This window comes from Albimonas pacifica (genome assembly GCF_900113695.1).
GTDB lineage: Bacteria > Pseudomonadota > Alphaproteobacteria > Rhodobacterales > Rhodobacteraceae > Albimonas > Albimonas pacifica.
Window position 1 is genome coordinate 309,345 of record NZ_FOQH01000004.1, and the last position, 26,811, is coordinate 336,155.

Genomic DNA, 26,811 nt, shown 5'->3' on the forward strand with positions numbered 1-26,811 from the left:
CCGGCAGGGGGCGCGGACCGCGCCGCGCGCGCGCCCTGTCCGGTCAGGCCGCCGCCAGCGTCCGGCGATAGCCGATCGCCTCGGCCACGTGGGGGCGCCGGACGCAGGGCGCCTCCTCCAGGTCGGCGATGGTGCGCGCGATGCGGATCGCGCGGGAATGGCCGCGGGCCGAGAGCTGCAGCTTCTCCGAGGCCCGCTCCAGCAGGTCCTGCGCCTCGGCGTCCATCCCGGCCGCCGTCTCCAGCGTCGAGCCCTCGGCCTGCGCGTTCAGCCGCACCGGCGCGCCGAGCACCTCGTAGCGCTCCGCCTGCACCCGCCGCGCCCGCGCCACCCGCTCGGCGACCGAGGCGCTCGGCTCGCCCTTCGGCAGGCGCATCAGGTCGGCGGCGGAAGTGGCGGGCGTCTCCACCACCAGGTCGATGCGGTCGAGCAGCGGCCCCGAGATCTTCGACTGGTAGTCCGCCCCGCATTTCGGCGCGCGCGAGCAGGCCTTGCCCGGCAGCGCCAGGTTCCCGCAGCGGCAGGGGTTCATCGCCGCGATCAGCTGCACCCGGCAGGGATAGCGCACATGCGCCGCCGCCCGGCTGACGGTGATCGTGCCGGACTCCAGCGGCTGACGCAGCTGGTCCAGCACGCCGCGGTCGAACTCCGCAATCTCGTCGAGGAACAGGACCCCGTTGTGCGCGAGGCTCACCTCCCCCGGCCCGGCCCTGCGGCCGCCCCCGGTCAGCGAGGCGGCCGAGGCCGAGTGATGCGGGTCCATGAACGGCCTGACCCGGCTCAGCCCCTCGTCGGCGAAGGCATGGGCGACCGAGCGGACCATGCTCACCTCCAGCGCCTCCTGCGCCGACATCGGCGGCAGGATCCCGGGCAGGCACTTGGCCAGCATGGATTTCCCGACGCCCGGCGGGCCGATCAGCAGCAGGTTGTGACCGCCGGCGGCGGCGATCTCCAGCGCGCGGCGGGCCTTCTCCTGGCCTTTCACCTCGACGAGGTCATGGGTGCGCAGGGCCTGCCGGGACATCTCGGCGGGGGTGGGGCGCGACAGGGCCTGGCGGCCGGTCATGTGGTTGACCAGAGCCACCAGGCTGGCGGGGGCGGCGATCTCGGCCGCGTCGACGATGGCGGCCTCGGGGCCGTTCGCGAGCGGGCAGATCAGCGTCTTGCCCCCGGCCGCGGCCTGCACCGCGGCGGGCAGCACGCCGGGGACCGAGGCGATGCGGCCGTCGAGACCGAGCTCCCCCATCGCCAGCATCTGGGCCGCGTCCTCGGCCGGGACCATGCCCATCTCCGCCAGCAGGGCGATGGCGATGGGCAGGTCGAAATGGGCGCCCTCCTTGGGCAGGTCGGCGGGGGCGAGGTTCACCACCACCCGCTTGGTGGGCATCGCCACGCCCATCGCGGTCAGGGCGGCGCGGACCCGCTCGCGCGACTCCGCCACCGCCTTGTCGGGCAGGCCCACGACCTGGAAGCTGGGGGTGCCGGCGGAGAGCTGGCACTGCACGTCGATCTCGCAGGCCTCCACGCCCTGGAAGGCCACGCTGTAGCACCTGGAAACCATCGTCGCGCTCCCGCTTGTCGGCGGGGGCGATCAGACAGGGACAAGGTTAATCGCCGCTTAATGGCGCCGGTCGCCGCTTAGGCGGGCTGAACGACGCCGCCCGCCCGCTCGCACTCGGGCGGGCGGATGCCGCGCTCAGCGGGCCTCGGCGGCGCGGCGGGCCTCGACGGCCTCCCAGAACTTCGCGGCGATGTTGACGCCGTCGAAGCGCTCCAGCTCCTGCATGCCGGTGGGGGAGGTGACGTTGATCTCGGTCAGCTTGCCGCCGATCACGTCGATTCCCACGAACAGCAGGCCGCGCTCGCGCAGGGTCGGCCCGATGCGGCGGGCGATCTCGAGATCCGCGTCGTCGAGCGCGCATTTCTCGGCCCGGCCGCCGACATGCATGTTCGAGCGGGTCTCGCCCTTCTGCGGCACGCGGTTGATCACGCCGACGGCCTCGCCCTCGATCAGGATCACGCGCTTGTCGCCCTTCTCGACCGCGGGCAGGAAGGCCTGGGCGATCAGCGGCTCGCGGTTGATGCCCGAGAACAGCTCGTGCAGCGAGGCCAGGTTTCGGTCCGAGTGGGGCAGGCGGAACACGCCGGCGCCGCCGTTGCCGTAGAGCGGCTTGAGGATGATCTCGCCATGCCGCTCCTTGAAGGCGCGCAGGTCGGCCAGCGACCGGGCGATCATCGTGGCCGGCGAGAGGTCGGCGAAATCGAGGACCAGCAGCTTCTCGGGGCAGTTGCGCACCCAGAACGGGTCGTTGATCACCAGCGCCGAGCCCTTCAGCCGCTCCAGCATGTGGGTGTTGGTGACGTAGGACATGTCGAAGGGCGGGTCCTGGCGCAGCAGGACGACGTCGTAGGTGGAGAGGTCGACGGTGCGCGCCTCGCCCAGTTCGAAGTGGTCGCCGCGCTCGCGCCGCACGACCAGGGGCCAGCCGGTGGCCTTCACCCGGCCCTCGTCCCAGGCCAGGCGGTCGGGGGTGTAGAAGAACAGCTCGTGTCCGCGGGCCTGCGCCTCCTCCGCCATGCGGAAGGTGGTGTCGGCGTCGATGTCGACGCCCTGGATCGGATCCATCTGGATCGCCACGGAAAGGCTCATGCCCGAAGTCTCCCGGCCGGCGCGCGAGGGAATTGCGCGGGCCGGACAGTCGCCCCGCCTCCGGGCGGCGTCAAGCGCCCCCGCAGCCGGATGCCGCGACGCTCGCGCAGGCGCGAGGGGAGGGCGGGTCAGAAGAAGGCGTTCTCCACGATCTCCATGCGGCCGTGGCGGTCGAAGGCGGCGAGGTCGAAGCGACGGTCGGCGTCCAGCGCCCCGGCGAGCTCCAGGAACCGGGTCGCGGCCATCTCCAGCCGGCGGACCTGCGCCGGGCGCACCGCTTCGCCGGCTTCCAGCAGGGTGCGCCGGGACTTGACCTCCACGAAGGCGAAGGTTCCGGCGCGCTCGAGCACAAGGTCGAGCTCCCCGTTGCCATGGACGCGGCCGGCGCGCCAGTTGCGCGCCGCCAGCCGCCAGCCGGCGGCGAGGTAGCGCCGCAGCGTCCGATCCTCGGCGGAGCGGCCGACAAGGCCGGAGGTCCGTCCGCGCAGGCGGCGGCGGTCGAGCGCGGGCAGGCTGGGGATCGGGGACATGACGGCTCTCCGTTCGGCTCGTCGGAGGCTTAGGGCAAAAGGGTTGCCGAAAGGTTAGCGGCCGCGCTCCAGGGCGCGGGCGTAGACCTCCTTGCGGGGCAGGCCGGTGGCCGACTGCACCTCGCGCACGGCGTCCTTCAGGCTCAGCCGCTCCAGGGCCGCGTCCAGCATCGCGTCCAGCGTCGCCCCGTCGGGACGCGCGGAGGCGGTGGGGGGGCCGATCACCAGCACCACCTCGCCCCGCGGATCGTCCTCGCCGGCCAGCGTCTCGGCCAGCTCGCCCAGCGGCGCGCGGCGGACCTCCTCGAAGCGCTTGGTCAGCTCGCGGCACAGGGCCGCCTCGCGGTCGGCGCCCAGCGTCAGGGCCATGTCGGCGAGCGCGGCGGCCGTGCGGCGGGGGCTCTCGAGGAACACCAGCGTGGCGGGGACCGGCGCCAGCTCCTCGAGGAAGGCGCGCCGGGCGGAGGCGCGGGGCGGCGGGAAGCCCGCGAAGAGGAACCGGTCGGTGGGCAGGCCCGCGAGGCTCAGGGCCGCGAGCACCGCGCTGGGGCCCGGCGCGGCGGTCACCGGCAGGCCGGCGCGGGCCGCGTCGCGGGCGAGCTTGTAGCCGGGATCGGCGATCAGCGGCGTGCCGGCGTCGGAGACCAGCGCCACGCTTTCGCCCTGCTCCAGCCGCGCCAGGATCGCAGGGCGCGCCGCGTCGCCGTTGCGGTCGTGGTAGGCCAGCAGCGGCCGGCCGCGCAGCGGCACGCCGTGGATCTCCATCAGCCGGCGCAGGCTGCGGGTGTCCTCGGCGGCCAGCGCGTCCGCCTTCGCCAGAACGTCCAGGGCGCGCAGGGTGATGTCGGCGGCGTTGCCGATCGGGGTCGCCACCAGATGCAGGCCGGGGGCGAGCCGCGGGCCGCCCTCGTCCCCGGATCCGTCGCCGCCGGACCCGGCGATTTCGCCCGGACCGCCCTCGGACCCTGCGTCGCCTCCTCGCCGAAGCTTCGCCTTTCTTGCGCCTGTGTTTGCGCTCATAGTCCCTCGCCGTCGCCCGGGTCCGCCGCCCGGGCTTCGCACGGACGAACGGAACATTGCAGGAGGTCAACATGGGCGAGGCGCTTCGGGAGCACAACGCAGGCCGCGCGCCGGACGCGGGACGGGGCCGCGTCGGGATCACGCTGACCCGGGCGCTGGCCGTCGCCGCGCTGGCCGCGCTGGCCGCCTGCTCGAGCAACGACCGGGGCGAGCGCGCCTCGGCTCCCGGCCCCTCCCGCACGCAGACCGCGTCCCCTGCCGGGCCGCAGCCGGGCGAGGGCGGGCGGGTGAGCCTCTCGGGACCCGCCCGCGTCGCCCTGCTCGCGCCGCTGACCGCGCCCGACGCCGGCGCCGCCGCGGCCGCGCGCGACATCGAGGACGCCGCCCGCCTGGCGATCGCCGAGGGCGCGGGCGACGTGGTGGCGCTGGACGTGCGCGACACCGCCGGCGACGCCGCCACCGCCGCCTCGGCCGCGCAGGCCGCCGCCGCGGCGGGCGACGCGCTGATCGTCGGGCCGCTCTACGGCGCCAACGCCGACGCCGTGGGCCGCGCGGTGGAGTCCGCGGGGCTGAACGTCATCGCCTTCTCCAACACCCCCTCCGCCGGCGGCGGCAACGTCTGGGTGGCCGGGCTGCTGGCGAGCTCGGAGACCGACCGCATCCTCTCCCACGCCGCCCAGCAGGGCTGGCGGGGCGTCGGCCTCTATTACCCCGAGACCCCGCTGGGCCGGGTCGCGCGCGCCGCGGCCGAGCAGTCCGCCTCCCGCCACGGCGTGGCTCTGAGCCCGGTCATGGCCTACCCGCGCAGCTTCGAGGGCATCCAGGACAGCTCCCAGGCCTTCGACGCCTCGTTCGAGGGGTCCGGCGCCGCCACCGTGCTGCTGCCGGACGAGGGCCAGGGCCTGCAGGCGGCGGCCTCGTTCATGCGCTACCACGGCATCGGCATGCGCACGCCGATCCTGGGCATGGGCGGGATGGCCGACCCCGAGCTGCAGCGCGACAGCTCGCTGTCGAACGCGCTCTACGCCGGGCCCGATCCGGTCGCGATGTCCGACTTCGCCGCCCGCTTCCAGGCCGCCTACGGCCGCGCCCCGGGCCGCTTCGCCTGGCTGGGCTACGACGCGGTCGCGGCGGCGGCGCAGATGATGCGCGCGGGCCGCGCCTCGGGCGACGACCGGCCCTTCGGCCTCGAGGAGATCACCGATCCCGGCGGCTTCCGCGGCGTGGCCGGCCCGTGGCGGCTGACCCGCGACGGGCTGAACATGCGCGCTCTCGCCGTGTTGACGCCGTCGCCTTCCGGCCCGCAGGTGGTGTCGCCTGCAACGATCCCCGGCGCGCCGGGTTCCTGACGAGAGACCATGGCCTCACGCAAGCCCGCCCCCGAACCAGGCCCCGCGCCCCGCGCGGCCGCCGCCCGCGGCGCCCCCCGGCGCCGCATGGCGCCGCCCTCGCCGGAAGACCAGGGCGGCGGAACGGACGGGATGCTGGTCAGACCCGCCGCGGAGATCCTCGATCCCGCGGCGGTCCTCGCCCGCCTGACCGAGGTGGCCGCCGCCGCACAGGCCGAGGGCAAGGGCCGCGACGGCGTCCGCGCCGCCTGCGCCGAGCCGCTGCGCGACGCGCTCGACGCCGGCCACGCCGCGATCCGCGAGGCGCTCGACGCCCGCCCCTGGGCCGGCGCCTCCACCTCCCGCTCCATCGCCTGGCTGACCGACGAGGTGGTGCGCCTGGCGCTGGAAGTCGGCCTGCGCTGGCTGCACCCCAACCCCAACCCGACCGAGGGCGAGCGGCTCGCCGTGCTCGCCGTCGGCGGCTACGGGCGGTTCGAGATGGCGCCCTACTCGGACGTCGACCTGCTGTTCCTCACCCACTGGAAGCAGACGCCTTGGGTGGAATCCCTCGTGGAATCCGTCCTCTACCTCTTGTGGGACCTGCGGATGAAGGTCGGCCACTCGACCCGCACCGCCGACGACTGCCTGCGGCTGGGCAAATCCGACGTGACCATCCGCACCTCCCTGCTGGAGCAGCGCTTCATCTCCGGGGACCGCCGCCTCGCCGAGGATCTGCAGGACCGGCTCTGGGACGAGCTGTTCTCCCGCACCGGCTCCGAGTTCGTGGAGGCCAAGCTCGACGAACGCGCCGTGCGCCACCAGCGCCACGGCGGCTCTCGCTATGTGGTCGAGCCGAACGTGAAGGAGGGCAAGGGCGGCCTGCGCGACCTGCAGACCCTGTGGTGGATCGCGAAATACCTCTACCACGCCCGCTCCCCCTCGGACCTGGTGGAGAAGGGCGTGTTCTCCCCCGACGAGATGGCGGTGTTCTCCGAGGCGGAGGCCTTCCTGTGGACGGTGCGCTGCCACCTCCACTACCTCTCGGGCCGCGCCAACGAGCAGCTCAGCTTCGACATGCAGGTCGAGGTCGCCCGCCGCCTGACCTTCGAGGACCGCCCCGGCCAGTCCGCGGTCGAGCGCTTCATGCAGCGCTATTTCCAGCACGCCACCGCGGTGGGCGAGCTGACCCGCGTGTTCCTGGCGGCGCTCGAGGCGCGCCACGTCAAGAAGCGCCCCAGCCTCGGCGGCATCGTAAAGGCGTTCCGCGGGGCGGGGGGGCGCAGCTCCTCGGGTCCGTTCCAGATGCTCGACGGCCGGCTGACCGTGCCGGACGAGAGCGTGATCGTGGACGACCCGCTCAACATCCTGCGCCTCTTCGACGAGGGGCTGCGCACCGGCGCCCTGATCCATCCCAACGCCATGCGGATGATCGCGGCGAACCTCGACCTCGTGGACGACACGCTGCGCGCCAACCCCATCGCCAACCGCATCTTCCTGCACATGCTGGTGGATTCGGGCGACCCGGAGCGCGCCCTGCGGCGGATGAACGAGCTCGGCGTGCTCGGCGCCTTCATCCCCGAATGGGGCCGCATCCACGCGATGATGCAGTTCAACATGTATCATCACTACACGGTCGACGAGCACACCATCCGCGCCGTCTCGATCCTCAACGGCATCGAGCGGGGCCGCCTGGTCGAGGACCTGCCGGTGGCCTCCGGCATCCTCGAGCAGGGGGTGGACCGCACCTCGCTCTACGTGGCCCTCCTGCTGCACGACATCGGCAAGGGGCAGGAGCGCGACCACTCCGAGGTCGGCGAGGAGATCGCGCGCGAGGTCTGCCCGCGGCTGGGCCTCGACGAGGCGCAGACCGACACGGTGGCCTGGCTGATCCGCCACCACCTGCTGATGTCGGACGTGGCGCAGAAGCGCGACATCTCCGACCCGGTGACGGTGCGCGCCTTCGCCGACGAGGTGCGCACGCCCTCGCGCCTGAACCTGCTGCTGGTGCTGACCGCCTGCGATATCATGGCCGTGGGCCCGGGCGTGTGGAACAACTGGAAGGCGCAGCTCCTGCGCACCCTCCACCGCCGCACGCGCGAGGCGCTGACCGGCGGGGCCGGCGGCCTCTCGGGCGTCGACCGCCTGCGCGAGGCGCAGGACGCCCTGCGCGCCGCCCTGACCGAGGACGGCTGGACCGAGGCCGAGATCGAGCGCGAGATCGACCGCCACTACGCGCCGTTCTTCCTGTCGACCACCACCGAGACGCAGCGGATCTTCGCGCGCCTTGCGCGCGAGACGCCCGACGACCCCTCGGCCTTCGGGGCCGACTTCACCCAGGACGAGAGCCGCGACGCCACCCGCGTGTGCTTCCACATCGCCGACCATCCGGGCCTGTTCTCGCGCCTCGCCGGCGCGCTGGCCCTGGCCGGGGCGGACGTGAAGGACGCGCGGATCACCACCACCTCGGACGGCTACGCGCATTCGGTGTTCTGGATCCAGGACGGCGACGGCTCGACCTACGAGACGGCGCGTCTCGACCGGCTGCAGACCATGGTGCGACGGGCCCTGATGGGCGAGGTGGTGGCGCGCGAGGCGCTGAAGCCCAAGCGCAAGGTCAAGAAGCGCGAGAGCAAGTTCAAGCTCGCCACCCACGTGATCTTCGACAACCACTCGTCGGACATCTACACGGTGATCGAGGTCGACACCCGCGACCGCGTCGGCCTGCTCTACGACCTCACGCGGGCGCTGGCCGCGGCCAACATCTCGATCCACTCCGCGATCATCGCCACCTACGGCGAGCAGGCGGTCGACGTGTTCTACGTCAAGGACCTGTTCGGCCTGAAGATCACCTCCGCCGGGAAGATGAAGACCATCGAGACCCGCCTGCGCGCCGCCATCGAGGCCGCCGCCCCCGAAGACGGCGAGGGCTGATCCATGCCCGACCAGCGCGAGGAGGGCGCGGCTCCGCCGTCGCCCCCGGGCCCCGAGTCCGACCCGTCCTCCGCCCCCCGCGCCGGCGCTCCGCGCCCCGCGGCGCGGCTGATGCGCAGCTTCGCGACCGTCGGCGGCTGGACCATGGCGAGCCGCATCCTCGGTCTGGTGCGCGACGTGATGATCGCCGCGGCGCTGGGCGCCGGCCCCGCGGCCGAGGCCTTCGTCGCGGCCTTCACGCTGCCCAACCTGTTCCGCCGCTTCTTCGCCGAGGGCGCGTTCAACACCGCCTTCATCCCGATGTTCGCCCGCCGGCACGAGACCGAGGGCCCCGACGCCGCCCGCGACTTCGCCGAGCAGGCGATGGCGGCCCTGACCACCGTGCTGCTGGTCTTCACCGCGCTCGCCCAGGTGGCGATGCCCTTCCTGGTGCTGGCCATCGCCTCGGGCTTCGCGGGGGACGAGCGCTTCGACCTGACGGTGGAATACGGGCGCATCACCTTCCCCTACATCCTGTTCATCTCGCTCGCCGCCCTGCTGTCGGGCGTGCTGAACTCGGTGGGCAGGTTCGCCGCCGCGGCGGCCGCGCCGACGCTGCTGAACGTGATCCTGATCGGGGCGATGATCGTGGCCCAGGCCGGCGTCTTCGCGGGCCTGGCCGGCCCCGACGATCCGCCGGGCTACGTCGAAGGGCTCTGCGCCTCCTGGGGCGCGGCGATCGCGGGCGTGGCGCAGCTGTGGCTGGTGTGGCGCGCGGCGAGCCGCGCGGGGATGCCGATCCGCCTGCGCCTGCCCCGCCTGACGCCCGAGGTGAAGCGGCTGGCGATCATCGCCTTCCCCGCGGCGCTCGCCGGCGGGGTCATGCAGATCAACCTGGTGGTGGGCCGGCAGGTCGCCTCCTGGTTCGACGGGGCGGTGGCCTGGCTCTACTACGCCGACCGGCTCTACCAGCTGCCGCTGGGCGTGATCGGGGTGGCCATCGGCGTGGTGCTGCTGCCCGAGCTCTCGCGCCGCCTGTCGGCCGGCGACGAGCCCGGGGTGCGCGAGGCGATGGGCCGCTCGACCGAGTTCGCGCTCGCCCTCACCCTGCCCGCCACCGCGGCGCTGGTGGCGATCCCCTGGCCGCTGGCCTCGGTGCTGTTCGGCCGCGGCGCGTTCGAGGCCGAGGACGTGGCCGCCACCGCGCTCGCCGTCGCGATCTACGGCGCGGGTCTGCCGGCCTTCGTGCTGCAGAAGATCGCCCAGCCGATGTTCTTCGCGCGCGAGGACACCCGCACGCCCTTCAACTACGCGCTCGTCGGCCTGGTGGTGAACGCGGCGGCGGCGGTGGGGCTCGCGCCCGTGATCGGCTTCACCTCCGCGGCCGTCGCCACCACGCTGGCGGCCTGGGTGAACGTGTTCCTGCTGTGGCGCGGCGCCCGCGCCCGCTTCGGCGAGGAGGCCCGGCCCGACGCCCGCCTGCGCCGGCGCACGCCGCGCATCCTGCTCGCCTCGGTCCTGATGGGCGGCGCGAGCTGGGCGGCGGCGCAGGCCATGGCCCCCTGGCTCGCCGCGCCGGGCCTGCGCTACCTGGCGCTGGCCGCGCTGGTGCTGGGGGCGATGGCGCTCTACGCCGCGCTGGTCGTGGCGCTGAAAGGGGTGGTCGTGGGCGACCTGAAGGCCGCGATGCGCCGGGGCGGCAGGCGCTGAGGCGCGGCCGCCCTCAGGCCCGGGGCACCACGATCCAGGCCGCGACCCAGCCGGCGACGAAGCCGCCGAGGTGGGTCTGCCAGGCCAGCATCCCCCCCATCGCCACCGCCAGGATCACGTTGATCAGCACCAGCGCCCCGATGGAGCCGAGGAACGAGCGCATCGACCCTGCGCCGGGCCGGCGGGTGATGAAGGCGAACTCGGCGTATTTCAGCACCCCGATCAGCCCGAAGACCACGCCCGAGGCCCCGACCATCGGCGCGTCGACCTCCGACAGCAGCCCATAGCCCAGCGAGCCGCCGATCGCCGTGACCGCGAAGAACATCAGGTAGAGCGGCGTCCCGAAGATCCGCAGCACCAGCAGGCTCAGCCCCAGGAAGGCGGCGGTGTTCATCAGCAGGTGGGTCATGCCCCCGTGCAGGAAGGCGTAGGTCAGAAAGCTCCACCACACGCGCGAGGGCGTGGGCTCGCCCGCGATCAGCCGGTCGAACCAGGGATCGAAGAACGAGAACATCGCGTAGGTTTCGTACCGAAGCTGCGGCCCCGAGATCAGGCCCAGTTCGGCGAGCTGGAACAGGAGCTCGATCGCCACGAACACGCCGGCGATGGCGAAGGCCACCTGACGGTGGATCTGCGTCACCGGCGGCAACGGGGGAAACTGGAACATCGAACCTCTTGCTCTCGCCCGAACGCACGGGCTGCAGGCGCGGCGATGACCCGCGCGGACGCCGCGGCGCGGCGTCTTGACCCTGTCCCGTCGCCGGCCGCATAAGGCCCGCGCCGCCGCAGGAGGACAGCAGATATGACCCCGACGCAAGAGGCGCAGGGCGCCGAGACCGAAGGCCGCGTGCACCCGCGCCGCGTCTTCTCGGGCGTTCAGCCCACCGGCAACCTGCACCTGGGCAACTACCTCGGCGCCGTGAAGCGCTTCGTCGAGATGCAGGACGAGGCCGCCGAGCTGGGCGGAGAGACCCTCTACTGCATGGTCGACCTGCACGCGCTGACCATCAACCCGGACCCCGCCGAGCTGCGCAAGTCCACGCGCGAGCTGGCGGCCGCCTTCATCGCCTGCGGCCTCGACCCGGAGAAGTCGATCCTCTTCAACCAGTCCCAGGTGCAGGCGCATGCCGAGCTCGCCTGGATCTTCAACTGCGTGGCGCGCGTGGGCTGGATGAACCGGATGACCCAGTTCAAGGAGAAGGCCGGCAAGAACCGCGAGGCGGCCTCGGTCGGCCTCTACGCCTATCCGGTCCTGATGGCGGCCGACATCCTCGCCTACCGCGCCACCCACGTCCCCGTGGGCGAGGACCAGAAGCAGCACCTGGAGCTGACCCGCGACATCGCCACCAAGTTCAACCTCGACTACGGGCAGCCCGGCTTCTTCCCGATGACCGAGCCGCTGATCGAGGGCGTGGCGACCCGGGTGATGTCGCTCCGCGACGGGTCCAAGAAGATGTCCAAGTCGGATGCGTCCGACATGAGCCGCATCAACCTGACCGACGACGCCGACGCCATCGCCCAGAAGATCCGCAAGGCCCGCACCGACCCCGAGCCCCTGCCCGAGACCCTCGACGGCCTCGCCGAGCGCCCCGAGGCGAAGAACCTGGTGGGCATCATGGCCGCGCTGTCCAACCGCACGACGGCCGAGGTGATCGGCGAGTGGGCCGGCAAGCCGTTCTCGGAGTTCAAGCCGGCGCTGGCCGACCTCGCGGTCGAGAGCCTGGCCCCGATCAACGCCCGCATGCGCGAGCTGAACGCCGACCCGGGCCACATCGACCAGGTGCTGGCGAAGGGCGCCGACAAGGCCGACGCCATCGCCGCCCCGATCATCGACGAGGTCTACGACGTCGTGGGCCTGCTGCGCTCGCGCGCGCGCTGAGACCCCGGGGCGGGCGCAGGACTGATTCTCCGCGCCCGCCCCGCGCCGTTCCGAAACGCGCCGAGCGGTTTCGTTTCAGGATGTTTCCGTAAGGTCATGTTGACGCGGTTCGGCATTCGCCATGGCAAATGCGGCCGCCGCCGCCGCAATCCGGCGGAGCGGCGCCTTCACCTCGCCTTCGCCATTCGCTAGATCGTATCCATGGACACGCAGACGAAGCCGCTGAACCCGCTGGTCAAGGCCGCGCTCGAATTCGGGCCGCTGGTGCTGTTCTTCGTGGTCTACCAACGCACCGACATCTTCACCGCCACGGCGGTGTTCATTCCCACCATCCTGGCCACGCTGGGCGTGTCGTGGTGGCTCAGCCGCGACGTGCCGCGCATGGCGGTGGTGACGGCGGTGGTGGTGGTGGTCTTCGGCGGGCTGACGCTGTGGCTGAAGGACGCCACCTTCATCAAGATGAAGCCGACCATCATCAACGTGCTGTTCGCCGCCGCCCTGGGCTGGGGACTGCTGCGGGGTCGGAGCTACCTCAAGGACCTGATCGGCGCGGCGATGCCGCTGACCGACGAGGGCTGGATGATCCTGACCCGGCGCTGGGCCCTGTTCTTCCTGTTCATGGCCGTGGTGAACGAGGCCGTCTGGCGCACCCAGACCGAGGAATTCTGGGTCACGTTCAAGACCTTCGCCTCGCCGGTCATCACCTTCCTGTTCGTGATCTCGCAGTTCGGCCTGATCAAGAAGCACGGCAGCGAGGGCAAGGGCGCCGACGGGACCTGATCCCCGGACGGGCCCGGCGCGCCGGGCTCAGGCGCCGAAGAAGAAGCTCCGCGAGGGCGCGATCGCCACGACCCTGCGGGGCTCGACGGCGACGTCCCGGACGTCGCGCCGACGCCCGAAGAACAGCGTGTCGGTCCCGTTCGAGATCGCCGGCAGGTCGCCGCAGCCGTCGCCGCGCACCCCGTCGTCGCCCCCGCCCCCGCCGTCGAGCGGACCGTCGCCGCCCCCGCCCTCGGGCTTGTCGTCGCCGAACCCCGATGCGTCCGGCATCGCCGCCGGGGCGACGCCACGGCAGTCGTGCGGAGGTCGAGGTCTGCGGATCAAAAGCCGGGCCGTCGCGCGGACGTGCCGGCGGGCGGGGGAGATCAGCCCTCGGGCGGGGTCCAGCCGGCCTCGCGCATCGCGGGGAGGATCCGCTGCTCGAGGTCGTTGTTCTGGATCGGGCCGACGTGCTTGTGGACGATGCGGCCCTCGCCGTCGACGACGAAGGTCTCGGGCACGCCGTAGACGCCCCACTCGATGCCTGCGCGGCCGGTGGTGTCGGCGCCGACATGGGCGAAGGGGTCGCCCAGCTCCTGCAGGAAGCCCAGCGCCGCGTCGCGGTCGTCCTTGTAGTTGATCGAGTCGATCTCGACCCCCATCGCCTGCAGCTTCATCAGCTCGGGGTGTTCGACCCGGCAGGGGCCGCACCAGCTCGCCCAGATGTTCACCAGCTTCACGCCGGGACGCTTGAGCAGCTCGGTCGTCAGGCGCGGCTCGCCGGGGCGGAGGCTGGCGAGGTCGGTCTGGGGCACCGACTTCTCGATCAGGGCGGAGGGCAGCGCGTCCTGGTCGCGGCCCAGCATCGACCAGGCGAGCCCCGCCAGCGCCAGGAAGGCGATCAGCGGGATCAGGGCCCAGAGGCGGCGGCGCTTCGGCGCGGGATCGGTCATGGGGCGCTCCGGCGACGATGCGAGGGGCGGGAATGGCGGGCCTCCAGCCGCTCGAGCTCGCGCTTGGCGCGGCGGGAGGCGCGGATCGAGGCCCCCACCAGCAGCGCCACGATGGCCAGCGTGCCGAGGTAGGACCCCAGGATATAGGGCGCGTAGGAGCCGAGATCGGGCATCAGGCGGCCTCCCCCGGGGGCTCGGCGCCCTCGCCGGCGGCGAGGCGGATGGCGCGGGCGCGGCGCAGGCGGATCTCGGTCCGGGTGCGCAGCAGCAGCAGCGCCAGGAACAGCAGGAAGAAGCCGGCGAGCGACAGGACCAGCGGGCGCCAGAACACGTCGGCGACGTTGGTCTCCCGGTCCATCGACAGCGAGGCGCCCTGGTGCAGGCCCTGCGCCCAGAAGATCACCGCGTAGCGCGAGACGATGGCGAAGACCGAGCCGACCAGGCACAGCACCGCGGTCAGGTCGGCGGCGGCGTCCGGATCCTCGATCGCGGCCCACAGCGCGATGTAGCCGGCATAGAAGAACAGCATGATCAGGAAGGCGGTCAGCCGCGGGTCCCAGGCCCACCAGGTCCCCCACATCGGCTGGCCCCACAGCGCGCCGGTGACGATGGCGGCGAGCGTCATGCCGGCGCCGATGGGGGCCGCCGCCTTGGCGGCCAGCGCCGAGACATGGTGGCGGCGGATCAGCCAGATCAGGCTCATGATCCCCATGAAGGCGTAGACGTTGATCGCCAGCGTCGCCGCGGGGACGTGGATGTAGATGATCTTGACGGTCGAGCCCTGCTGGTAGTCGTCCGGGGTGAAGAAGAACCCCCAGACCAGCCCGCCCCCCAGCGCCAGCGCCGCGGCGGCCGAGACCCAGGGCAGCAGCGCCCCGCTCAGCCGCATGAAGCGGGCGGGGTTCGCGACGTCCCAGATCGATTTCGGCCAGATCGACATGGGGGAGTCGTTAGCCGGTCCCGGCCCTTCGGGCAATGCGGCCATGGCGCCGGACCGCTCACGAACCCGCGGGGGCCAGGTCGCCGCAGCCCGCCCCGGGTCGCCCCGCCGCGCTTGCAAGTTTGTCCGGACATGACATCGTGCCGGGACGGCGGAGCGGAGGGAGGAGCGGGGCATGGCGCGCATCGCGGTGCTGGGCGTGGGCGACGGCGGACAGGGCGGCGAGGGCGTGCCCGAGCCGATCCGGGAGCTCGCCTCGCCGGGGGTGGAGCCGGTTCTGGTGGAGCTGAAGGGCTCCGCCTTCCCCGGCACGCCCGAGGGGCGCGCCATCGCCGAACGCGCCTATGTCGCGGCGGGGATCGAGGCGGCGCGGGCGGGCTGCGACGCGATCCTGGTGAACACCGTGGGCGACTACGGCCTCGCGGCGCTGCGCGCTCAGGTTCCGGTGCCGGTGGTCGGCTGCGGCGAGGCGGCGGTGCGCGCGGCGCAGGCGCGGGGCGGGGTGCAGGGAGGGGGCTTCGCCATCGTCACCCTGTGGCCGCCGCGGATGGGCTTCATCTACCGCCACGTGCTCGCCGACGCGGGCGCGCAGGACGATTGCCGGGCGATCCGGTTCCTCTCGCGCGACGAGGACCTCGAGACCCTGCACCAGGGCGGCGACCCGATCTCGGAGTTCATGACCTGCGGCTTCGCCCCGATGCAGGAGGTGCGGAGGGTCTGCGAGGCGACGCTGGCCGAGACGGGCGCCGACGCGCTGATCACCGGCTGCACCTGCATGGCCGGGATGCTGCCGATCCTCGAAGGCTGGGGCCTGCCCGTGGTCGAGCCGATGCGCGCCGGCTGGCGCGCCGCCGAGGCGCTGGCGCGGCGCTGAGCCCCGCCCGCGCAGGCGCCGCGTCGACCCTCGCGCCCGTGTCCGCCCTTCGCCCGCGGCGCAGGGCCGGCGTCGCGCCGCCGTCCCGGGGGCCCGGGGCGCAGGGCGCTCGCCTTCACGCCCCGGTCCGCGGCGCCTGGCGACCCGCGACCCGGCCGCGCGCGTCGCGATCCGACCGGCTTGCGTCGCCCCTTCGCCCTCCCGCCCCGCGCGGGGGCGCTAGACGTGGGCGCCAGTGCAGGTCGGGCGCGAGGAGATCCCAGGCATGAAGACGCAGGCGCGGGCGGTCGTGGTCGGCGGCGGAGCGGTCGGGGTCTCGATCGCCTACCACCTGGCGAAGGCGGGGTGGGAGACGATCCTGCTGGAGCGCGACGAGCTGACGGCGGGCTCCACCTGGCATGCCGCCGGGCTGCTGCCGCTGTTCAACATGAGCTACGCGACCAGCCACATCCACAAGTACTCGGTCGAGTTCTACAAGGGGCTGGAGGCCGAGACCGGCCTGAACCCCGGCTTCTACCAGGTCGGCAACCTGCGCATGGCCCAGACCGACGCGCGGATGGACGAATACCGCCTCTACGCCTCCACCGCCGAGACCGTGGGCGTCGAGGTGGAGTGGATGACGCCGAAGCAGATCGCCGACCGCTGGCCGCTGGTGCGCGCCGACGACCTGAAGGGCGCGATCCTCCACCCCGGCGACGGCTACATCAACCCCGCCGACGTGACGCAGGCGATGGCCAAGGGCGCCCGGCAGCTGGGCTGCACCATCATCCGCAAGGTCCAGGTCGACGGGTTCGAGCGGCGCAACGGCGAGTGGGTGGTGAAGGTCGCCCACATGGTCGAGAAGGGCGGCAACCTCGTCCCCTCGGGCGAGACTTCCGAGATCACCTGCGAGCACGTGGTCACCGCCACTGGCAACCACGCCCAGCGCACCGCCGCGATGATCGGCTGCTACATCCCCGCGATGCCGGTCGAGCACCAGTACATCGTCACCGAGCCCGACCCCGCGCTCGTCGACTACCGCAAGACCGCGCCCGAGCACCCGGTCCTGCGCGACGCCGACGCCAAGTGGTACGTGCGCGAGGAGCGCGGCGGCTGGATCCTGGGCCCCTACGAGCGCAACGCCCCCGCCTGGGCCAAGTTCGGCGTGCCCGACACCTTCCGCGCCGACCTCCTGAAGCTCGACCTCGAGCGGATCGAGGAAGAGTACATGTCGATGATCCACCGCATTCCGTCCTCGGAGTCGGTGGGGCTGAAGGACGACTACAACGGCCCGATCTGCTACACGCCCGACGGCAACCCGCTGGTCGGCCCCGCGCCGGGTGTGCCGAACTTCTGGTTCGCCGAGGGCTTCTCCTTCGGCATCACGGCGGCCGGCGGCACCGGCCACTACCTCGCGCAGATGATGACCGAGGGCGAGGCCGAGATCGACATGTGGTCGCTCGACCCCCGCCGCTACGGCCGTTGGGTGAACCGCGAATACGCCGCCACCAAGAACGAGGAGTGCTACGAGCACGTCTACGTCCTCCACCACCCCGACGAGGAGCGCGAGGCCGCCCGCCCCCTGCGCACCACGCCCGCCTACGAGAAGCTGAAGGCCGCCGGCGCCCAGTTCGGCCAGGTCAACGGGTTCGAGCGGCCCAACTACTTCGCGCCCGCCGGCTTCGACGACCACGGCGCGCGGTCCTTCCGCCGCGGCGGCTGGTGGAAATACGCGGAAGCCGAAGCGAAGCTGGTGCGCGAGGGCGTGGGCCTGTTCGACGCCTCGCCCTTCGCCAAGACCCGGATCAAGGGTCCGGGGGCGGCGGCCTTCCTCGACTGGCTGACCTGCAACAAGCTGCCGAAGGTGGGGCGCATCAACCTGACCTACGCGCTGACCGACGCGGGCACCGTGCGCACCGAGGCGACCATCGTGCGCCTCGCCGAGGACGACTTCTACGTGGTCACCGCCGGCGCCGCCCAGGCCTACGACTTCGACTTCTTCGAGAAGGAAGCGGCGGCGAAGCGCGACGTGCTCGGCTGGATCGAGGTGCAGGACGTCACCACCCAGTGGGGCGTGCTCGCCATCGCCGGTCCGAAGTCGCGCGAGGTGCTGCGCGCGCTGATCGTGGACGCGGACCCCGCCACGGCGCTGTCGAACAAGCGCTTCCCGTGGCTGTCGATGCGCAAGATCGATCTGGGCATGTGCCCGACCATGGCGATCCGCGTCGCCTACACCGGCGAGCTCGGCTACGAGCTGCATCACCCGATCGAGATGCAGGCCTATCTCTTCGACGCCCTGGTCAAGGCCGGCGAGCCGCATGGCATGGGCTTCTTCGGCGCCCGCGCCCAGAACTGGATGCGGCTGGAAAAGAGCTACCGCGCCTTCGGCTCCGACCTCGGCCGGGACGCCTCGCCGCTGGAATCGGGGCTCGAGCGCTTCATCGACATGGGGAAGGACTTCAAGGGCAAGGCGGCGATGGAGGCCCGCGGCGTGCGCGCGAAATGCGTCACGATCCTGATGGACGGCCCCGAGGGCGCCCTCGCCGCCGACCCCTGGGGGCGCGAGGCGCTCTACTCCAACGGCAGGATGGTGGGCCGCCTGACCTCCGGCGGCTGGTCGGTCGCCACCGGCCGGCGCATCGGCCTGGGCTACCTGCCGCCCGAGCTCGCGGTCCCCGGCACGAAGCTCGAGGTCCTGATCATGGACGACCGTTACCCGGCGGAGGTGGTCGAGGACTCCCCCCACGACCCCGAGAACGCCCGCCTGCGCCTCGACGGCTGAGCCGGCGGCCCCGGGCCGCCCCCTCCGACCTGCAAGGCCCCGGGCGCCCCCCGGGGCCTTCGCCGCTCCGCCCCCCGGCCTCCCGGCCGGACCACCGTCGCGCCGCCCGCGGGGCGGAGGGAGCGCACCTCCGGCTCAGGGCGTCTCGCCCAGCGCCGCGAGGCGGGCTTCCAGCTCCCGGATCCGGGCGTGCAGCTTGCCGATGGCGGGGGCCAGCTCCGCCTCCGTCCAGCGGGGCGTGATGTGCTGGTTGCAGTTCCAGTCGAAGGCCTCGAGGTGGAGGATCATCAGCCGCTCGGCCTTCTCCCGCAGGGGGCCAGGGGCCAGCGCGTCGGCGAGCGCCGGCTCGGCCTCCAGCGCCACGACCTCGATCCGGGCCAGCGCCTTCAGCCGGCCCTGGCGGGCGTAGTCCATGAAGAACAGCGCCGCGCGCGCGTCCCCCGCGACGTTGCCCAGGCTGATGTACTGCCGGTTCCCGCGCAGGTCCACGAAGGCCAGCCGCCCCGGGTCCAGCGCCTGCACGAAGCCCGGCGGCCCGCCGCGGTGCTGCACGTAAGGCCAGCCCGAGGCGGAGACCGTCGCCATGTAGAAGCTCTCGCGCGAGGCGATGAAGGCGGCCTCGTCCGGGCCCAGCCGGTCGGGGGCCGAGGCCCCCGCCGACCCGAAGGCCCGGCCGTTGAGGGCGGCCTGCGCCTCGCGCACGGCGTCGGTGAACAGCAGGTCGCGGTAGCGCGCGGTCATCGGGGGTCTCCTGCGTCGATCGGAAGGGACCCTCCCGACATGAAGAAGGGACCGCGTCCCCCCAAGGACGCCGCCCCTCCTCCCTGTCCGTCCCGGTCCCCAAGACCGGGCGAACCCGCCGGATCCGCTTCCGCGCCGCCTCCGGATGCGAGGCGAAAGCGGACCCGACGCCGCCGCGTCGCCGGTCCCCGCGCCATTCCTGACTGTCTTCCCCTTGGAAAGACGCGGGCCCCGGTTCCGCCGCGAGAGCCACACACTCACCGCGTTCCGTGATCAGAGGGATGCGCGATTCGGCGTGACACGGCCGTGACTTTACCCTGCGGCCGTCTGCAGGGCGCGCAGGAACACATCGCGGTCGACGTTGCCCCCGGTGGCGAGCACCAGGACCGCGTCGCCCTCGATCTCGGCCCCCCGATGGAGCGCCGCCGCCAGCGCCGCCGCGCCGCCCGGCTCGACCACGATCTTCAACCGTTCAAAGGCTTGCGCCATGGCCCCCAGGCACTCGTCGTCCGAGACCGCCAGCCCCGGCCCGGCCAGCTTCGACAGGATCGGCCAGGTGATCTCGCCCGGCGCCGGGGTGACGATCGCGTCGCAGAGCGTGGCGCGACCTCCCGCCGCAGGGGTGCGCTCGCCGCTGGCGAGCGAGACCTGCCAGTCGTTCCAGCCTTCCGGCTCGGCCGGGCGCACGCGCAGCCCCGGCGCCTCGGCCGCCAGCGCCAGCGCGACGCCCGAGGCGAGGCCCCCGCCCCCGGTGCAGACCAGCACGTCGGCGGCGCTCACCCCCGCCTCGGCCGCCTGCTCGGCCAGCTCCAGCCCCACCGTGCCCTGGCCGGCGATCACCATCGGCTCGTCGTAGGGGCGCACCAGGGTCAGGCCGCGTTCGGCGGCGAGGCGGGCGCCGATCTCCTCACGGCTCTCGGAATAGCGGTCGTAGGTGATCACCTCCGCCCCGTAGGCGGCGGTGTTGGCGAGCTTCAGCTTCGGCGCGTCCGCCGGCATCAGGATCGTCGCCGGGATCCCGTGCAGCTTCGCGGCATAGGCCACCCCCTGGGCGTGATTGCCAGAGGAGAAGGCGAAGACCCCGCGGGCGCGGGTCTCCGGGTCCAGCGCCGAGATCGCCGACCAGGCGCCGCGGAACTTGAAGCTGCCGGTGTGCTGCAGGCACTCGGCCTTCACCAGCACGCGCCGACCGGCGAGGTCGTTGAGGAAGGGGCTTTCCAGCAGCGGCGTGCGGCGCACCACGGGGGCGAGCCGCTCGGCGGCGGCCCGGATGTCGGAGATGTCGACCAACGGGGGTTCCTTCGGCGTGTTCTGGAGCTCAGCCGGCCTTCGCCAGCAGCGCGTCGATCGCCTCGACGCATTCGGGCTCGTCCAGCAGGGGAACATGGGCGCGGTCGGGGACCGTGACCAGCGTGACGTTCGGCGAGACGGCGGCCATCTTCGCCGCGGTCTCGGCCGAGAGGATGTCCGAATTCGCCCCCCGCAGCACCAGCACCGGGACCTGCGCCAGCGCCTGGAACAGGGGCCAGAGGTCCGGCGCGGCGCCGCCCTCGGCGAGACGCGCCTCCAGCGCGGCGTTCTGGGCGGCCATCGCCTCGCCGAGCCGCAGGTCGTACTTGAAGGCGACGCCGTCGGGGGTCTCCTCGGCGACGGCCTCGGCGATGCGCGTCCAGTCGGCGCGGGTCAGCGTCGGCGCGCCCGCCCGCCCGTCTGCCTCCAGCGCGACGGCGAGCTCGTCGAGCGTCCGCGCCGCGGGCGCCTTGCCCACGTAGCCCTTGATGCGGTCGAGCCCGGCCTGGTCGATCTCCGGCCCGATGTCGTTGAGCACGGCCGCCGCGATCCGCCCCGGCGCCGTCACCGCGGCGAGCATCGTGATCATCCCCCCGCGCGAGGTTCCCACGAACACCGCCTTCTCGATCCCGAGATGATCGAGCAGCGCCACCGCGTCCGCGGTCTCGGTCGGCAGGTCGTAGGTGGCGGGATCGGCATGGTCCGAGACGCCCCGCCCGCGGCTGTCGAGGCGGATCACCCGGCGCGAGGGGCTCAGCCGCTCGGCCACCGCGGCGAAATCGGCGTGGTTGCGGGTCAGGCCCGGCAGGCACAGCACCGGCAGGGGCCCCTCGCGCGGGCCCTCGTCGATGAAGCCCAGGCGGGTTCCGTCGGGGGCGTCGAACGACTCCACTTTCACCATGAGGCGGCAAGCTCCGGGATTTCGGTCAGGTCGGAGGCGACCCTGTGGGGCCGCCAGGGCAGTCGGTCCATCGGGTCGCCGGCGCGGTTCACCCAGACGGTGCGGAAGCCATAGCCCGCCGCCGCCGCCGCGTCCCATCCGTTCGACGAGACGAACAGCACCTCGCGCGGGGTGCGCCCGAAGGCATGGCCCACCAGGTCGTAGACGACGCGCGCCGGCTTGAACACGCCCACGCTCTCGACCGAGAGCATCTCGTCGAGCAGGTCGCGGATCCCGGCCGAGGCCGCGGCCCCCTCCAGCATCGCGGGCGAGCCGTTGGACAGGATCGCCGTCTCCCGCCCGGCCTCTTTCAGGGCGCGCAGCATGGCGGGAACCTCCGGATAGGCCTCGAGCCCGAAGTAGAGCTCGAGCAGCGCCGCCCGCTCCCCTTCCGCCACGCCGCCCACGGCCTCGATGGCGAAGTCGAGCCCATCCTGGGTGACCTGCCAGAAATCCGTGTGCACGCCGGCGGTGGCGCGCAGCCAGGAATACTGCAGCTGCTTGAGCCGCCAGATCTCGGCGATGCGCGGCCACTTGGCGGCGAAGTCCTCGTGCCCCGGCCGCTCCGCCAGCCGGCGCGTGGCGGCCGCGACGTCGAACAGGGTGCCGTAGGCGTCGAAGACGCAGGTGGCGATGGCCATGGTTCTCCTCCCACCCCGCGACTGCGGGCGGCGGAGCATCGCCCGCCCCGCCCTCGCAGGCAAGCCGCCCCGCCGCCCCCCGCGCGCGCGCGTCGCCGTGGCCAGGGCCGAGTTGACAGCTGTCAACTCGGTCCCCTCCGCCCCACGCCACGCCACGCCACGCCACGCCGCGTCCCGCGCCCGGCTCCCCGCGCCCGTCCAGCGCCCGTGGCCGCCAGGCTCCCCGGGGAGCGCCTGTTCTCCGGAGCCGTCCGTCGCGGGCGCCGATCGGAGCGGCTCGCCCCCTCCGGTCAAGGATCGCGAAGCGACCGCGCGAAGCGCGGCTTGTCCTTGACCGGAGGGGGCGAGCCGCTCAGGCAGCCAAGCGACGGACGGCTCCGGAGGACAGGCGCGGGCGTCTTGTTCTTGGGTGAGTCAGGAGCCCGCCGGAGGCTCCCCTCTCCCCCATCCCTCGCCCCCCTGCCGACCGGCGCGACCCCGCCAAGCCCGCCCGCAGGGCGCCTGTAGACCGCTCGCCCTACCGCGGGATGCGCAGCACCACCCTCAGCCCGCCCAGCGTCTCCGAGCTTTCCAGCGTCAGCGCCCCGCCATGGGCCCGCGCGATGTCGAGCGCGATGGCGAGACCCAGCCCGACGCCGCCGCCCTCGTTCTGGTTGCGGCTCTCGTCCAGCCGCGCGAAGGGGCGGAGCGCGGTGTCGCGCATTTCCTCGGGGATGCCGGGGCCGTCGTCCTCGACCGACCATTCCACGAACATCCGGCCCAGCCGCAGGCGGGCCTCGACGCGGTCGCCGTAGCGGGCGGCGTTGGCGATCAGGTTGCCCAGCGCCCGGCCGATGGCGCCGGGGCGCAGGGTCACCGGCTCGGGCGCGCGCGAGTCCTCGGTCAGGGACACCGCCACCTCGGCGCCGGCGCGCCGCGCGTCGGCGGCGGCGGTCTCCAGCAGGGCCAGCGGGTCGGCCTCGACCGCGCTTTCGCCCGCCCCGCCGCGGGCGAAGTCGAGGAAGGCCGAGAGCATCCGCTCCATCTCCACGATGTCGCGCGCGAGGTCGTCGCGGTCGGGCGAGGGGTCCAGCATCTCGACCGCCAGCCGCATCCGCGTCAGCGGCGTGCGCAGGTCGTGGCTGACGCCGTAGAGCATGTTGGTGCGCTGCTCCATCGCCCGTTCGACCCGCCGGCGCATGTCGAGGAAGGCGGCGCCGGCGCGGCGCACCTCCTCGGCGCCGGCGGGGCGGAAGGGGACCACCCGGCCGCGCCCGAAGGCCTCGGCGGCGTTGGCGAGCGAGCGGATCGGGCGCACCTGGTTGCGCAGGAACAGCACCGCCACCACCGCCAGCAGGAAGGCCGTCGCCACCATCCACACCAGCAGGATGTGGGGGTTCGAGGCGATGGTCCGCTTGCGCGGGATCAGCGCGCGCAGCACGCCCTTCTCTGTCTGGATCTTCACCTCGACGTCGCGGTTGTAGCGCACCAGGTCGATGGACATCGGCCGGGCGATGTCGGCGCGCAGCCGATCGGCCAGCGCGTTGCCAGAGACGTCGTAGAACAGCTGCGCATTGTCCGGCGGCACCGCGGCGCCGGCGTCGAGCGCGAGCGTCATGCCCAGCGGCCGCGCGATGTTCTCGAGCCGGATGCGGGCGTCCTCGACGGTCTCGGCGGTCTCGACCGCGTTGACGGCGTAGATCAGCTCCAGCGCGACCGAGCCCGCCATCTGCTGGGTGACGCCGGCATAGTGGTTCTGGATGAACAGGCCCGCGACCACCAGCTGCAGCAGCACGATGGGCGCCAGCAGGATCACCAGCGCCCGCCCGAACAGGCTGCGCGGCAGGTATTTCTTGTATGCCCTCGCCATGGCGGCCAAGTTGCGCGCGACGAGGCCCCGAAGCAATGGGCCCGCACGCCCCGGGCGCGCTTTCGCGCCCGCTGGAGGAGGATCCCCGATGAGCGCAGGCCCCACCCCCGCCGACCCGTTCGACCGCCGCCCCGACGCCGACGGGCCGGTCGTCGCGCTGGAGCCCGGCCTGCGCCGCGTGACCTGCCCCAATCCCTCGCCCATGACCTTCACCGGCACCCGCACCTACATCGTCGGCCGGGGCGAGGTCGCCGTCATCGACCCCGGCCCCGAGCATCCCGGCCACCTCGAAACGATCCTGTCGGCGCTGGAGCCGGGGGAGCGCGTCTCGCACATCGTGCTCACTCACACGCACATCGACCATTCTCCCGGCGTTCCGGCGCTGAAGGCGCGCACCGGGGCGCAGACCTGGGCCTTCGGCGCGCACGGCGCCGGGCGCAGCGAGCGGATGCAGGCGCTGGCGGCCTCGGGCGCCGAGCTGGGCGGAGGCGAGGGCGGGGACCGCAGCTTCGTTCCCGATCACCTGCTGGCGGACGGCGAGCGGCTGGAGGGGAACGGCTGGGCGCTGACCGCGATCCACACGCCGGGGCATATCTCGAACCACCTCGCCTTCGCGGTGGAGGCCGAGGGGATGACGCCGGGCGCGGTGCTGTCGGGGGATCACGTGATGGGCTGGGCGACCTCGATCGTCTCGCCGCCCGACGGGGACATGGCGGCCTACATGGCGAGCCTTCGCAAGCTGCAGGGGCGCGGCGACCGGGTCTACTATCCCGGCCACGGCCACCCGATCGCGGACCCAGAGGCGATGCTCGCCCACCTGATCGCCCACCGCGAGAGCCGCGTGCGGCAGGTGCTGGCGGCCCTGCCCTCGCCGGGGATGCCGGGCAAGGACGCGCTGGAGATGGCGCGGGGGATCTACACCGACGTGGACCCGGCGCTGCTGGGAGCGGCGGCGCGCAACGTGTTCTCGGTGCTGATCGGGCTGGTCGAGGACGGGCGCGCGGAACACGAGGGGGTGCTGTCGGACAAGGCGAAGTTCCGGCATCGGTGAGAGGACCGGACTACAGGCGCCCTGCGGGCGGGCTTGGCTGGGTCCGTTCGGTGGGGGGGCTGGGGGAAGAAACTTCTGGCGGGGAAGCCTCCGGCGGGCTCCTGACTCACCAAAGAACAAAGCGCCCGCGCCTGTTCTCCGGAGCCGTCCATCGCTTCTGGCCTGCCTGAGCGACTCGCCCCCGCCGGTCAAGGACAAGCCCCCTTCGGGGGTCGCTGCGCGATCCTTGACCGGCGGGGGCGAGTCGCTCCGTTGGCCGCCAGCGACGGACGGCTCCGGAGAACAGGCGCTCTCGGGGGCGCGTGGGGCCAGGGGCGGGCGGACGGCGGGTCGCGTTTCGTTGCGCGGGCGGGGAGCCTAGGTAAGAGGGCACGTCCGACAACCGCAGGAGAGATCCGATGAGCCGAACTCCCAAGCCCGTGGTGCTGGTGATCCTCGACGGCTGGGGCCTGCGGGAGGAGGTCGAGGGCAATGCGGTCGCCCAGGCGCGCACGCCCACCTTCGATGCGCTGATGGCGGGGCTGCCGAACGCCACGCTGAAGGCCTGCGGCAATGCCGTGGGGCTGCCGGAAGGGCAGATGGGCAACTCCGAGGTCGGGCACACCAACATCGGCGCGGGGCGGATCGTGTGGATGGACCTGCCCAGGATCGACCGGGCCATCGAGGACGGGTCCTTCGCGAAGAACGAGGTGCTGCAGGGCTTCGTCAACAAGGTGCAGGCCGCCGGCGGGGTCGCGCATGTGGCGGGGCTGGTCTCGCCGGGCGGGGTGCACTCGCACCAGCGCCACATGGCGGAGGCGGCGAAGGTCCTCGCCAAGGCCGGGCTGGAGGTGAAGCTGCACGCCTATCTCGACGGGCGCGACACGCCGCCGAAGGCGGCGCCGGGCTATCTGCAGACGCTGGAGGACGACATCGCGGGGGTCGAGGGCGTGTCCGTCGCCACCGTGGTGGGGCGGTTCTTCGCCATGGACCGCGACAACCGCTGGGATCGCGTCGCGCAGGCCTATGAGCTGATGGTGCGGGCGAAGGGCGAGACGGCCGAGAGCGCGGTCGCCGCGGCCGAGGCCGGACATGCGGCGGGGGAGACGGACGAGTTCGTCTCGCCCCACGTCATCGGCGACTACGCGGGGATCCGGGAGGGCGACGGCCTGCTTTTCATCAACTTCCGCGCCGATCGCGCGCGGGAGATCCTCTCGGCCCTGGCGGCGCCGGAGTTCGACGGGTTCGACCGGGGCGAGGCGCCGAAGTTCTCGGCCGTCGCGGGGATGGTGGAGTATTCCTCCGAGCACGCGACGTTCATGCCGGCGATGTTCCCGCCGGAGGAGATCGTCAACACGCTGGGCGAGTGGGTCGCCAAGCACGGCAAGGCGCAGATGCGGCTGGCCGAGACCGAGAAATATCCCCACGTGACCTTCTTCCTCAACGGCGGGGAGGAGGTCCCGAACCCGGCCGAGGACCGCCACATGGCGCCCTCGCCCTACGTCAAGACCTACGACCAGCAGCCGGAGATGGCCGAGCCGGAGGTGACCCACCGGCTGGTGGAGGCGATCCGGCGCGGGAAACACGACCTGATCGTGTGCAACTTCGCCAACCCGGACATGGTGGGGCATACCGGGGACCTCGGCGCCGCCATCGCGGCCTGCGAGGCGGTGGACGCGGGGCTGGGCAAGGCGATCAAGGCGCTGGAGCAGGTCGGCGGCGCGATGATCGTCACCGCCGACCACGGCAACTGCGAGACGATGATCGACCCCGACACGGGCGGCCCCCACACCGCCCATACGCTCAACCCCGTGCCGGTGATCCTGGTCGGCGGGCCCGAGGGCGCGCGGCTGCGCGAGGACGGGGTGCTGGGCGATCTCGCCCCCACCCTGCTGGAGCTGATGCGGCTCGCCCAGCCGGAGGAGATGACCGGCCGCTCGCTCCTGATCCGCGCCAACGACTGATGCGGCGCGCCGGGGCCTCCACGCGCGTCCTGGGGGCGA

The 26,811-nt window shown here is 73.0% G+C and carries 23 protein-coding genes; 9 read left to right on the top strand and 14 right to left on the bottom strand.

The genetic code is table 11. The features are described from left to right. Nucleotides 1-43: 43 nt before the first annotated feature. The 4 genes from BM064_RS09770 to rsmI all read right to left on the bottom strand — a co-directional run bounded on the left by BM064_RS09770 (nt 44) and on the right by rsmI (nt 4,056). Nucleotides 44-1,561: a YifB family Mg chelatase-like AAA ATPase gene (locus BM064_RS09770; protein WP_092859574.1), complete on the bottom strand. Its 1,518-nt coding sequence runs from the start codon at nt 1,559-1,561 to the stop codon at nt 44-46. Between the two features lie 135 nt (nt 1,562-1,696). Further along, nucleotides 1,697-2,650: a glutathione synthase gene (gshB, locus tag BM064_RS09775; RefSeq protein ID WP_092859575.1), complete on the bottom strand. Its 954-nt coding sequence runs from the start codon at nt 2,648-2,650 to the stop codon at nt 1,697-1,699. 128 nt (nt 2,651-2,778) lie between these two features. After that, on the bottom strand, nt 2,779-3,180 hold the full coding sequence (locus BM064_RS09780; protein WP_092859576.1) for a YraN family protein: 402 nt from the start codon (nt 3,178-3,180) through the stop codon (nt 2,779-2,781). Nucleotides 3,181-3,234: 54 nt separating this feature from the next. Further along, nucleotides 3,235-4,056, bottom strand: a complete 822-nt coding sequence (gene rsmI / locus BM064_RS09785; RefSeq protein ID WP_425426161.1) for a 16S rRNA (cytidine(1402)-2'-O)-methyltransferase — start codon at nt 4,054-4,056, stop codon at nt 3,235-3,237. 215 nt (nt 4,057-4,271) lie between these two features. Between rsmI and BM064_RS09790 the strand changes: the two genes are divergently transcribed. The 3 genes from BM064_RS09790 to murJ all read left to right on the top strand — a co-directional run bounded on the left by BM064_RS09790 (nt 4,272) and on the right by murJ (nt 10,151). After that, the gene (locus tag BM064_RS09790; protein WP_092859578.1) at nt 4,272-5,549 is read left to right on the top strand and encodes a penicillin-binding protein activator; all 1,278 of its coding nucleotides are present in this window, start codon (nt 4,272-4,274) and stop codon (nt 5,547-5,549) included. A gap of 87 nt (nt 5,550-5,636) precedes the next feature. Then, nucleotides 5,637-8,462, top strand: a complete 2,826-nt coding sequence (locus BM064_RS09795) for a [protein-PII] uridylyltransferase (RefSeq protein ID WP_092859840.1) — start codon at nt 5,637-5,639, stop codon at nt 8,460-8,462. 111 nt (nt 8,463-8,573) lie between these two features. Then, nucleotides 8,574-10,151, top strand: a complete 1,578-nt coding sequence (gene murJ, locus BM064_RS09800; RefSeq protein ID WP_177236213.1) for a murein biosynthesis integral membrane protein MurJ — start codon at nt 8,574-8,576, stop codon at nt 10,149-10,151. A 13-nt stretch (nt 10,152-10,164) separates the two neighbouring features. Here the strand turns inward: murJ and BM064_RS09805 are convergent, their stop codons facing one another. Further along, complete coding sequence (locus BM064_RS09805) at nt 10,165-10,818, bottom strand: rhomboid family protein (RefSeq protein WP_092859580.1); 654 nt, start codon at nt 10,816-10,818, stop codon at nt 10,165-10,167. 135 nt (nt 10,819-10,953) lie between these two features. On the opposite strand from BM064_RS09805, the gene trpS reads away from it, so the two are divergent. Continuing rightward, nucleotides 10,954-12,030 (top strand): tryptophan--tRNA ligase, encoded by a 1,077-nt coding sequence (gene trpS / locus BM064_RS09810; RefSeq protein ID WP_092859581.1) that lies wholly within the window; start codon nt 10,954-10,956, stop codon nt 12,028-12,030. Between the two features lie 201 nt (nt 12,031-12,231). Further along, nucleotides 12,232-12,810: a septation protein A gene (locus BM064_RS09815; protein ID WP_092859582.1), complete on the top strand. Its 579-nt coding sequence runs from the start codon at nt 12,232-12,234 to the stop codon at nt 12,808-12,810. A 27-nt stretch (nt 12,811-12,837) separates the two neighbouring features. Here BM064_RS09815 and BM064_RS09820 read toward each other — a convergent pair whose 3' ends face one another. The 4 genes from BM064_RS09820 to ccmC all read right to left on the bottom strand — a co-directional run bounded on the left by BM064_RS09820 (nt 12,838) and on the right by ccmC (nt 14,682). Then, nucleotides 12,838-13,080 (bottom strand): hypothetical protein, encoded by a 243-nt coding sequence (locus BM064_RS09820; RefSeq protein ID WP_092859583.1) that lies wholly within the window; start codon nt 13,078-13,080, stop codon nt 12,838-12,840. Between the two features lie 95 nt (nt 13,081-13,175). Further along, on the bottom strand, nt 13,176-13,742 hold the full coding sequence (locus BM064_RS09825) for a DsbE family thiol:disulfide interchange protein (RefSeq protein ID WP_092859584.1): 567 nt from the start codon (nt 13,740-13,742) through the stop codon (nt 13,176-13,178). After that, complete coding sequence (gene ccmD / locus BM064_RS09830) at nt 13,739-13,915, bottom strand: heme exporter protein CcmD (RefSeq protein ID WP_245779112.1); 177 nt, start codon at nt 13,913-13,915, stop codon at nt 13,739-13,741. Before ccmD ends, BM064_RS09825 begins: the two co-directional genes overlap by 4 nt. Further along, complete coding sequence (gene ccmC / locus BM064_RS09835; RefSeq protein WP_092859585.1) at nt 13,915-14,682, bottom strand: heme ABC transporter permease CcmC; 768 nt, start codon at nt 14,680-14,682, stop codon at nt 13,915-13,917. The genes ccmD and ccmC overlap by 1 nt, the downstream gene beginning before the upstream one ends. Nucleotides 14,683-14,857: 175 nt before the next feature. Between ccmC and BM064_RS09840 the strand changes: the two genes are divergently transcribed. Continuing rightward, entirely contained in the window at nt 14,858-15,556 is a 699-nt protein-coding gene (locus BM064_RS09840; protein WP_092859586.1) for an aspartate/glutamate racemase family protein, read from the top strand. 265 nt (nt 15,557-15,821) lie between these two features. Next, nucleotides 15,822-18,317, top strand: coding sequence for a GcvT family protein (locus BM064_RS09845; RefSeq protein ID WP_092859587.1), 2,496 nt, complete (start codon nt 15,822-15,824; stop codon nt 18,315-18,317). Between the two features lie 135 nt (nt 18,318-18,452). Here BM064_RS09845 and BM064_RS09850 read toward each other — a convergent pair whose 3' ends face one another. The 5 genes from BM064_RS09850 to BM064_RS09870 all read right to left on the bottom strand — a co-directional run bounded on the left by BM064_RS09850 (nt 18,453) and on the right by BM064_RS09870 (nt 23,778). Continuing rightward, nucleotides 18,453-19,058 carry a pyridoxamine 5'-phosphate oxidase family protein gene (locus tag BM064_RS09850; protein ID WP_092859588.1) on the bottom strand — a complete coding sequence of 202 codons (606 nt, stop codon included), beginning with the start codon at nt 19,056-19,058 and terminating at the stop codon, nt 18,453-18,455. Between the two features lie 312 nt (nt 19,059-19,370). Further along, nucleotides 19,371-20,348: a threonine ammonia-lyase gene (locus BM064_RS09855; protein WP_218160996.1), complete on the bottom strand. Its 978-nt coding sequence runs from the start codon at nt 20,346-20,348 to the stop codon at nt 19,371-19,373. Nucleotides 20,349-20,376: 28 nt separating this feature from the next. After that, nucleotides 20,377-21,249, bottom strand: coding sequence for an alpha/beta fold hydrolase (locus BM064_RS09860; protein WP_092859590.1), 873 nt, complete (start codon nt 21,247-21,249; stop codon nt 20,377-20,379). Further along, the gene (locus BM064_RS09865; protein WP_092859591.1) at nt 21,243-21,929 is read right to left on the bottom strand and encodes a haloacid dehalogenase type II; all 687 of its coding nucleotides are present in this window, start codon (nt 21,927-21,929) and stop codon (nt 21,243-21,245) included. The genes BM064_RS09860 and BM064_RS09865 overlap by 7 nt, the downstream gene beginning before the upstream one ends. Before the next feature lie 517 nt (nt 21,930-22,446). After that, on the bottom strand, nt 22,447-23,778 hold the full coding sequence (locus BM064_RS09870; RefSeq protein WP_092859592.1) for an ATP-binding protein: 1,332 nt from the start codon (nt 23,776-23,778) through the stop codon (nt 22,447-22,449). An 88-nt stretch (nt 23,779-23,866) separates the two neighbouring features. On the opposite strand from BM064_RS09870, the gene BM064_RS09875 reads away from it, so the two are divergent. Together BM064_RS09875 and gpmI are read left to right on the top strand one after the other, a co-directional pair. After that, nucleotides 23,867-24,829 (top strand): MBL fold metallo-hydrolase, encoded by a 963-nt coding sequence (locus tag BM064_RS09875; protein WP_092859593.1) that lies wholly within the window; start codon nt 23,867-23,869, stop codon nt 24,827-24,829. 398 nt (nt 24,830-25,227) lie between these two features. Beyond that, complete coding sequence (gene gpmI, locus BM064_RS09880; protein WP_092859594.1) at nt 25,228-26,772, top strand: 2,3-bisphosphoglycerate-independent phosphoglycerate mutase; 1,545 nt, start codon at nt 25,228-25,230, stop codon at nt 26,770-26,772. The last annotated feature ends 39 nt before the right edge of the window (nt 26,773-26,811 follow it).

What these genes read in the sequence shown, in the direction of transcription:
- BM064_RS09825 (WP_092859584.1), bottom strand. Translation starts at nt 13,742, where the DNA reads ATGACCGATCCCGCGCCGAAGCGCCGCCGCCTCTGGGCCCTGATCCCG.
- BM064_RS09875 (WP_092859593.1), top strand. Translation starts at nt 23,867, where the DNA reads ATGAGCGCAGGCCCCACCCCCGCCGACCCGTTCGACCGCCGCCCCGAC.
- BM064_RS09820 (WP_092859583.1), bottom strand. Translation starts at nt 13,080, where the DNA reads ATGCCGGACGCATCGGGGTTCGGCGACGACAAGCCCGAGGGCGGGGGC.
- BM064_RS09795 (WP_092859840.1), top strand. Translation starts at nt 5,637, where the DNA reads ATGGCGCCGCCCTCGCCGGAAGACCAGGGCGGCGGAACGGACGGGATG.
- BM064_RS09860 (WP_092859590.1), bottom strand. Translation starts at nt 21,249, where the DNA reads ATGGTGAAAGTGGAGTCGTTCGACGCCCCCGACGGAACCCGCCTGGGC.
- BM064_RS09865 (WP_092859591.1), bottom strand. Translation starts at nt 21,929, where the DNA reads ATGGCCATCGCCACCTGCGTCTTCGACGCCTACGGCACCCTGTTCGAC.
- BM064_RS09805 (WP_092859580.1), bottom strand. Translation starts at nt 10,818, where the DNA reads ATGTTCCAGTTTCCCCCGTTGCCGCCGGTGACGCAGATCCACCGTCAG.
- trpS (WP_092859581.1), top strand. Translation starts at nt 10,954, where the DNA reads ATGACCCCGACGCAAGAGGCGCAGGGCGCCGAGACCGAAGGCCGCGTG.
- murJ (WP_177236213.1), top strand. Translation starts at nt 8,574, where the DNA reads ATGCGCAGCTTCGCGACCGTCGGCGGCTGGACCATGGCGAGCCGCATC.
- BM064_RS09845 (WP_092859587.1), top strand. Translation starts at nt 15,822, where the DNA reads ATGAAGACGCAGGCGCGGGCGGTCGTGGTCGGCGGCGGAGCGGTCGGG.
- gshB (WP_092859575.1), bottom strand. Translation starts at nt 2,650, where the DNA reads ATGAGCCTTTCCGTGGCGATCCAGATGGATCCGATCCAGGGCGTCGAC.
- BM064_RS09770 (WP_092859574.1), bottom strand. Translation starts at nt 1,561, where the DNA reads ATGGTTTCCAGGTGCTACAGCGTGGCCTTCCAGGGCGTGGAGGCCTGC.
- gpmI (WP_092859594.1), top strand. Translation starts at nt 25,228, where the DNA reads ATGAGCCGAACTCCCAAGCCCGTGGTGCTGGTGATCCTCGACGGCTGG.
- BM064_RS09815 (WP_092859582.1), top strand. Translation starts at nt 12,232, where the DNA reads ATGGACACGCAGACGAAGCCGCTGAACCCGCTGGTCAAGGCCGCGCTC.
- BM064_RS09840 (WP_092859586.1), top strand. Translation starts at nt 14,858, where the DNA reads ATGGCGCGCATCGCGGTGCTGGGCGTGGGCGACGGCGGACAGGGCGGC.
- ccmD (WP_245779112.1), bottom strand. Translation starts at nt 13,915, where the DNA reads ATGCCCGATCTCGGCTCCTACGCGCCCTATATCCTGGGGTCCTACCTC.
- BM064_RS09780 (WP_092859576.1), bottom strand. Translation starts at nt 3,180, where the DNA reads ATGTCCCCGATCCCCAGCCTGCCCGCGCTCGACCGCCGCCGCCTGCGC.
- ccmC (WP_092859585.1), bottom strand. Translation starts at nt 14,682, where the DNA reads ATGTCGATCTGGCCGAAATCGATCTGGGACGTCGCGAACCCCGCCCGC.
- BM064_RS09790 (WP_092859578.1), top strand. Translation starts at nt 4,272, where the DNA reads ATGGGCGAGGCGCTTCGGGAGCACAACGCAGGCCGCGCGCCGGACGCG.
- BM064_RS09850 (WP_092859588.1), bottom strand. Translation starts at nt 19,058, where the DNA reads ATGACCGCGCGCTACCGCGACCTGCTGTTCACCGACGCCGTGCGCGAG.
- BM064_RS09870 (WP_092859592.1), bottom strand. Translation starts at nt 23,778, where the DNA reads ATGGCGAGGGCATACAAGAAATACCTGCCGCGCAGCCTGTTCGGGCGG.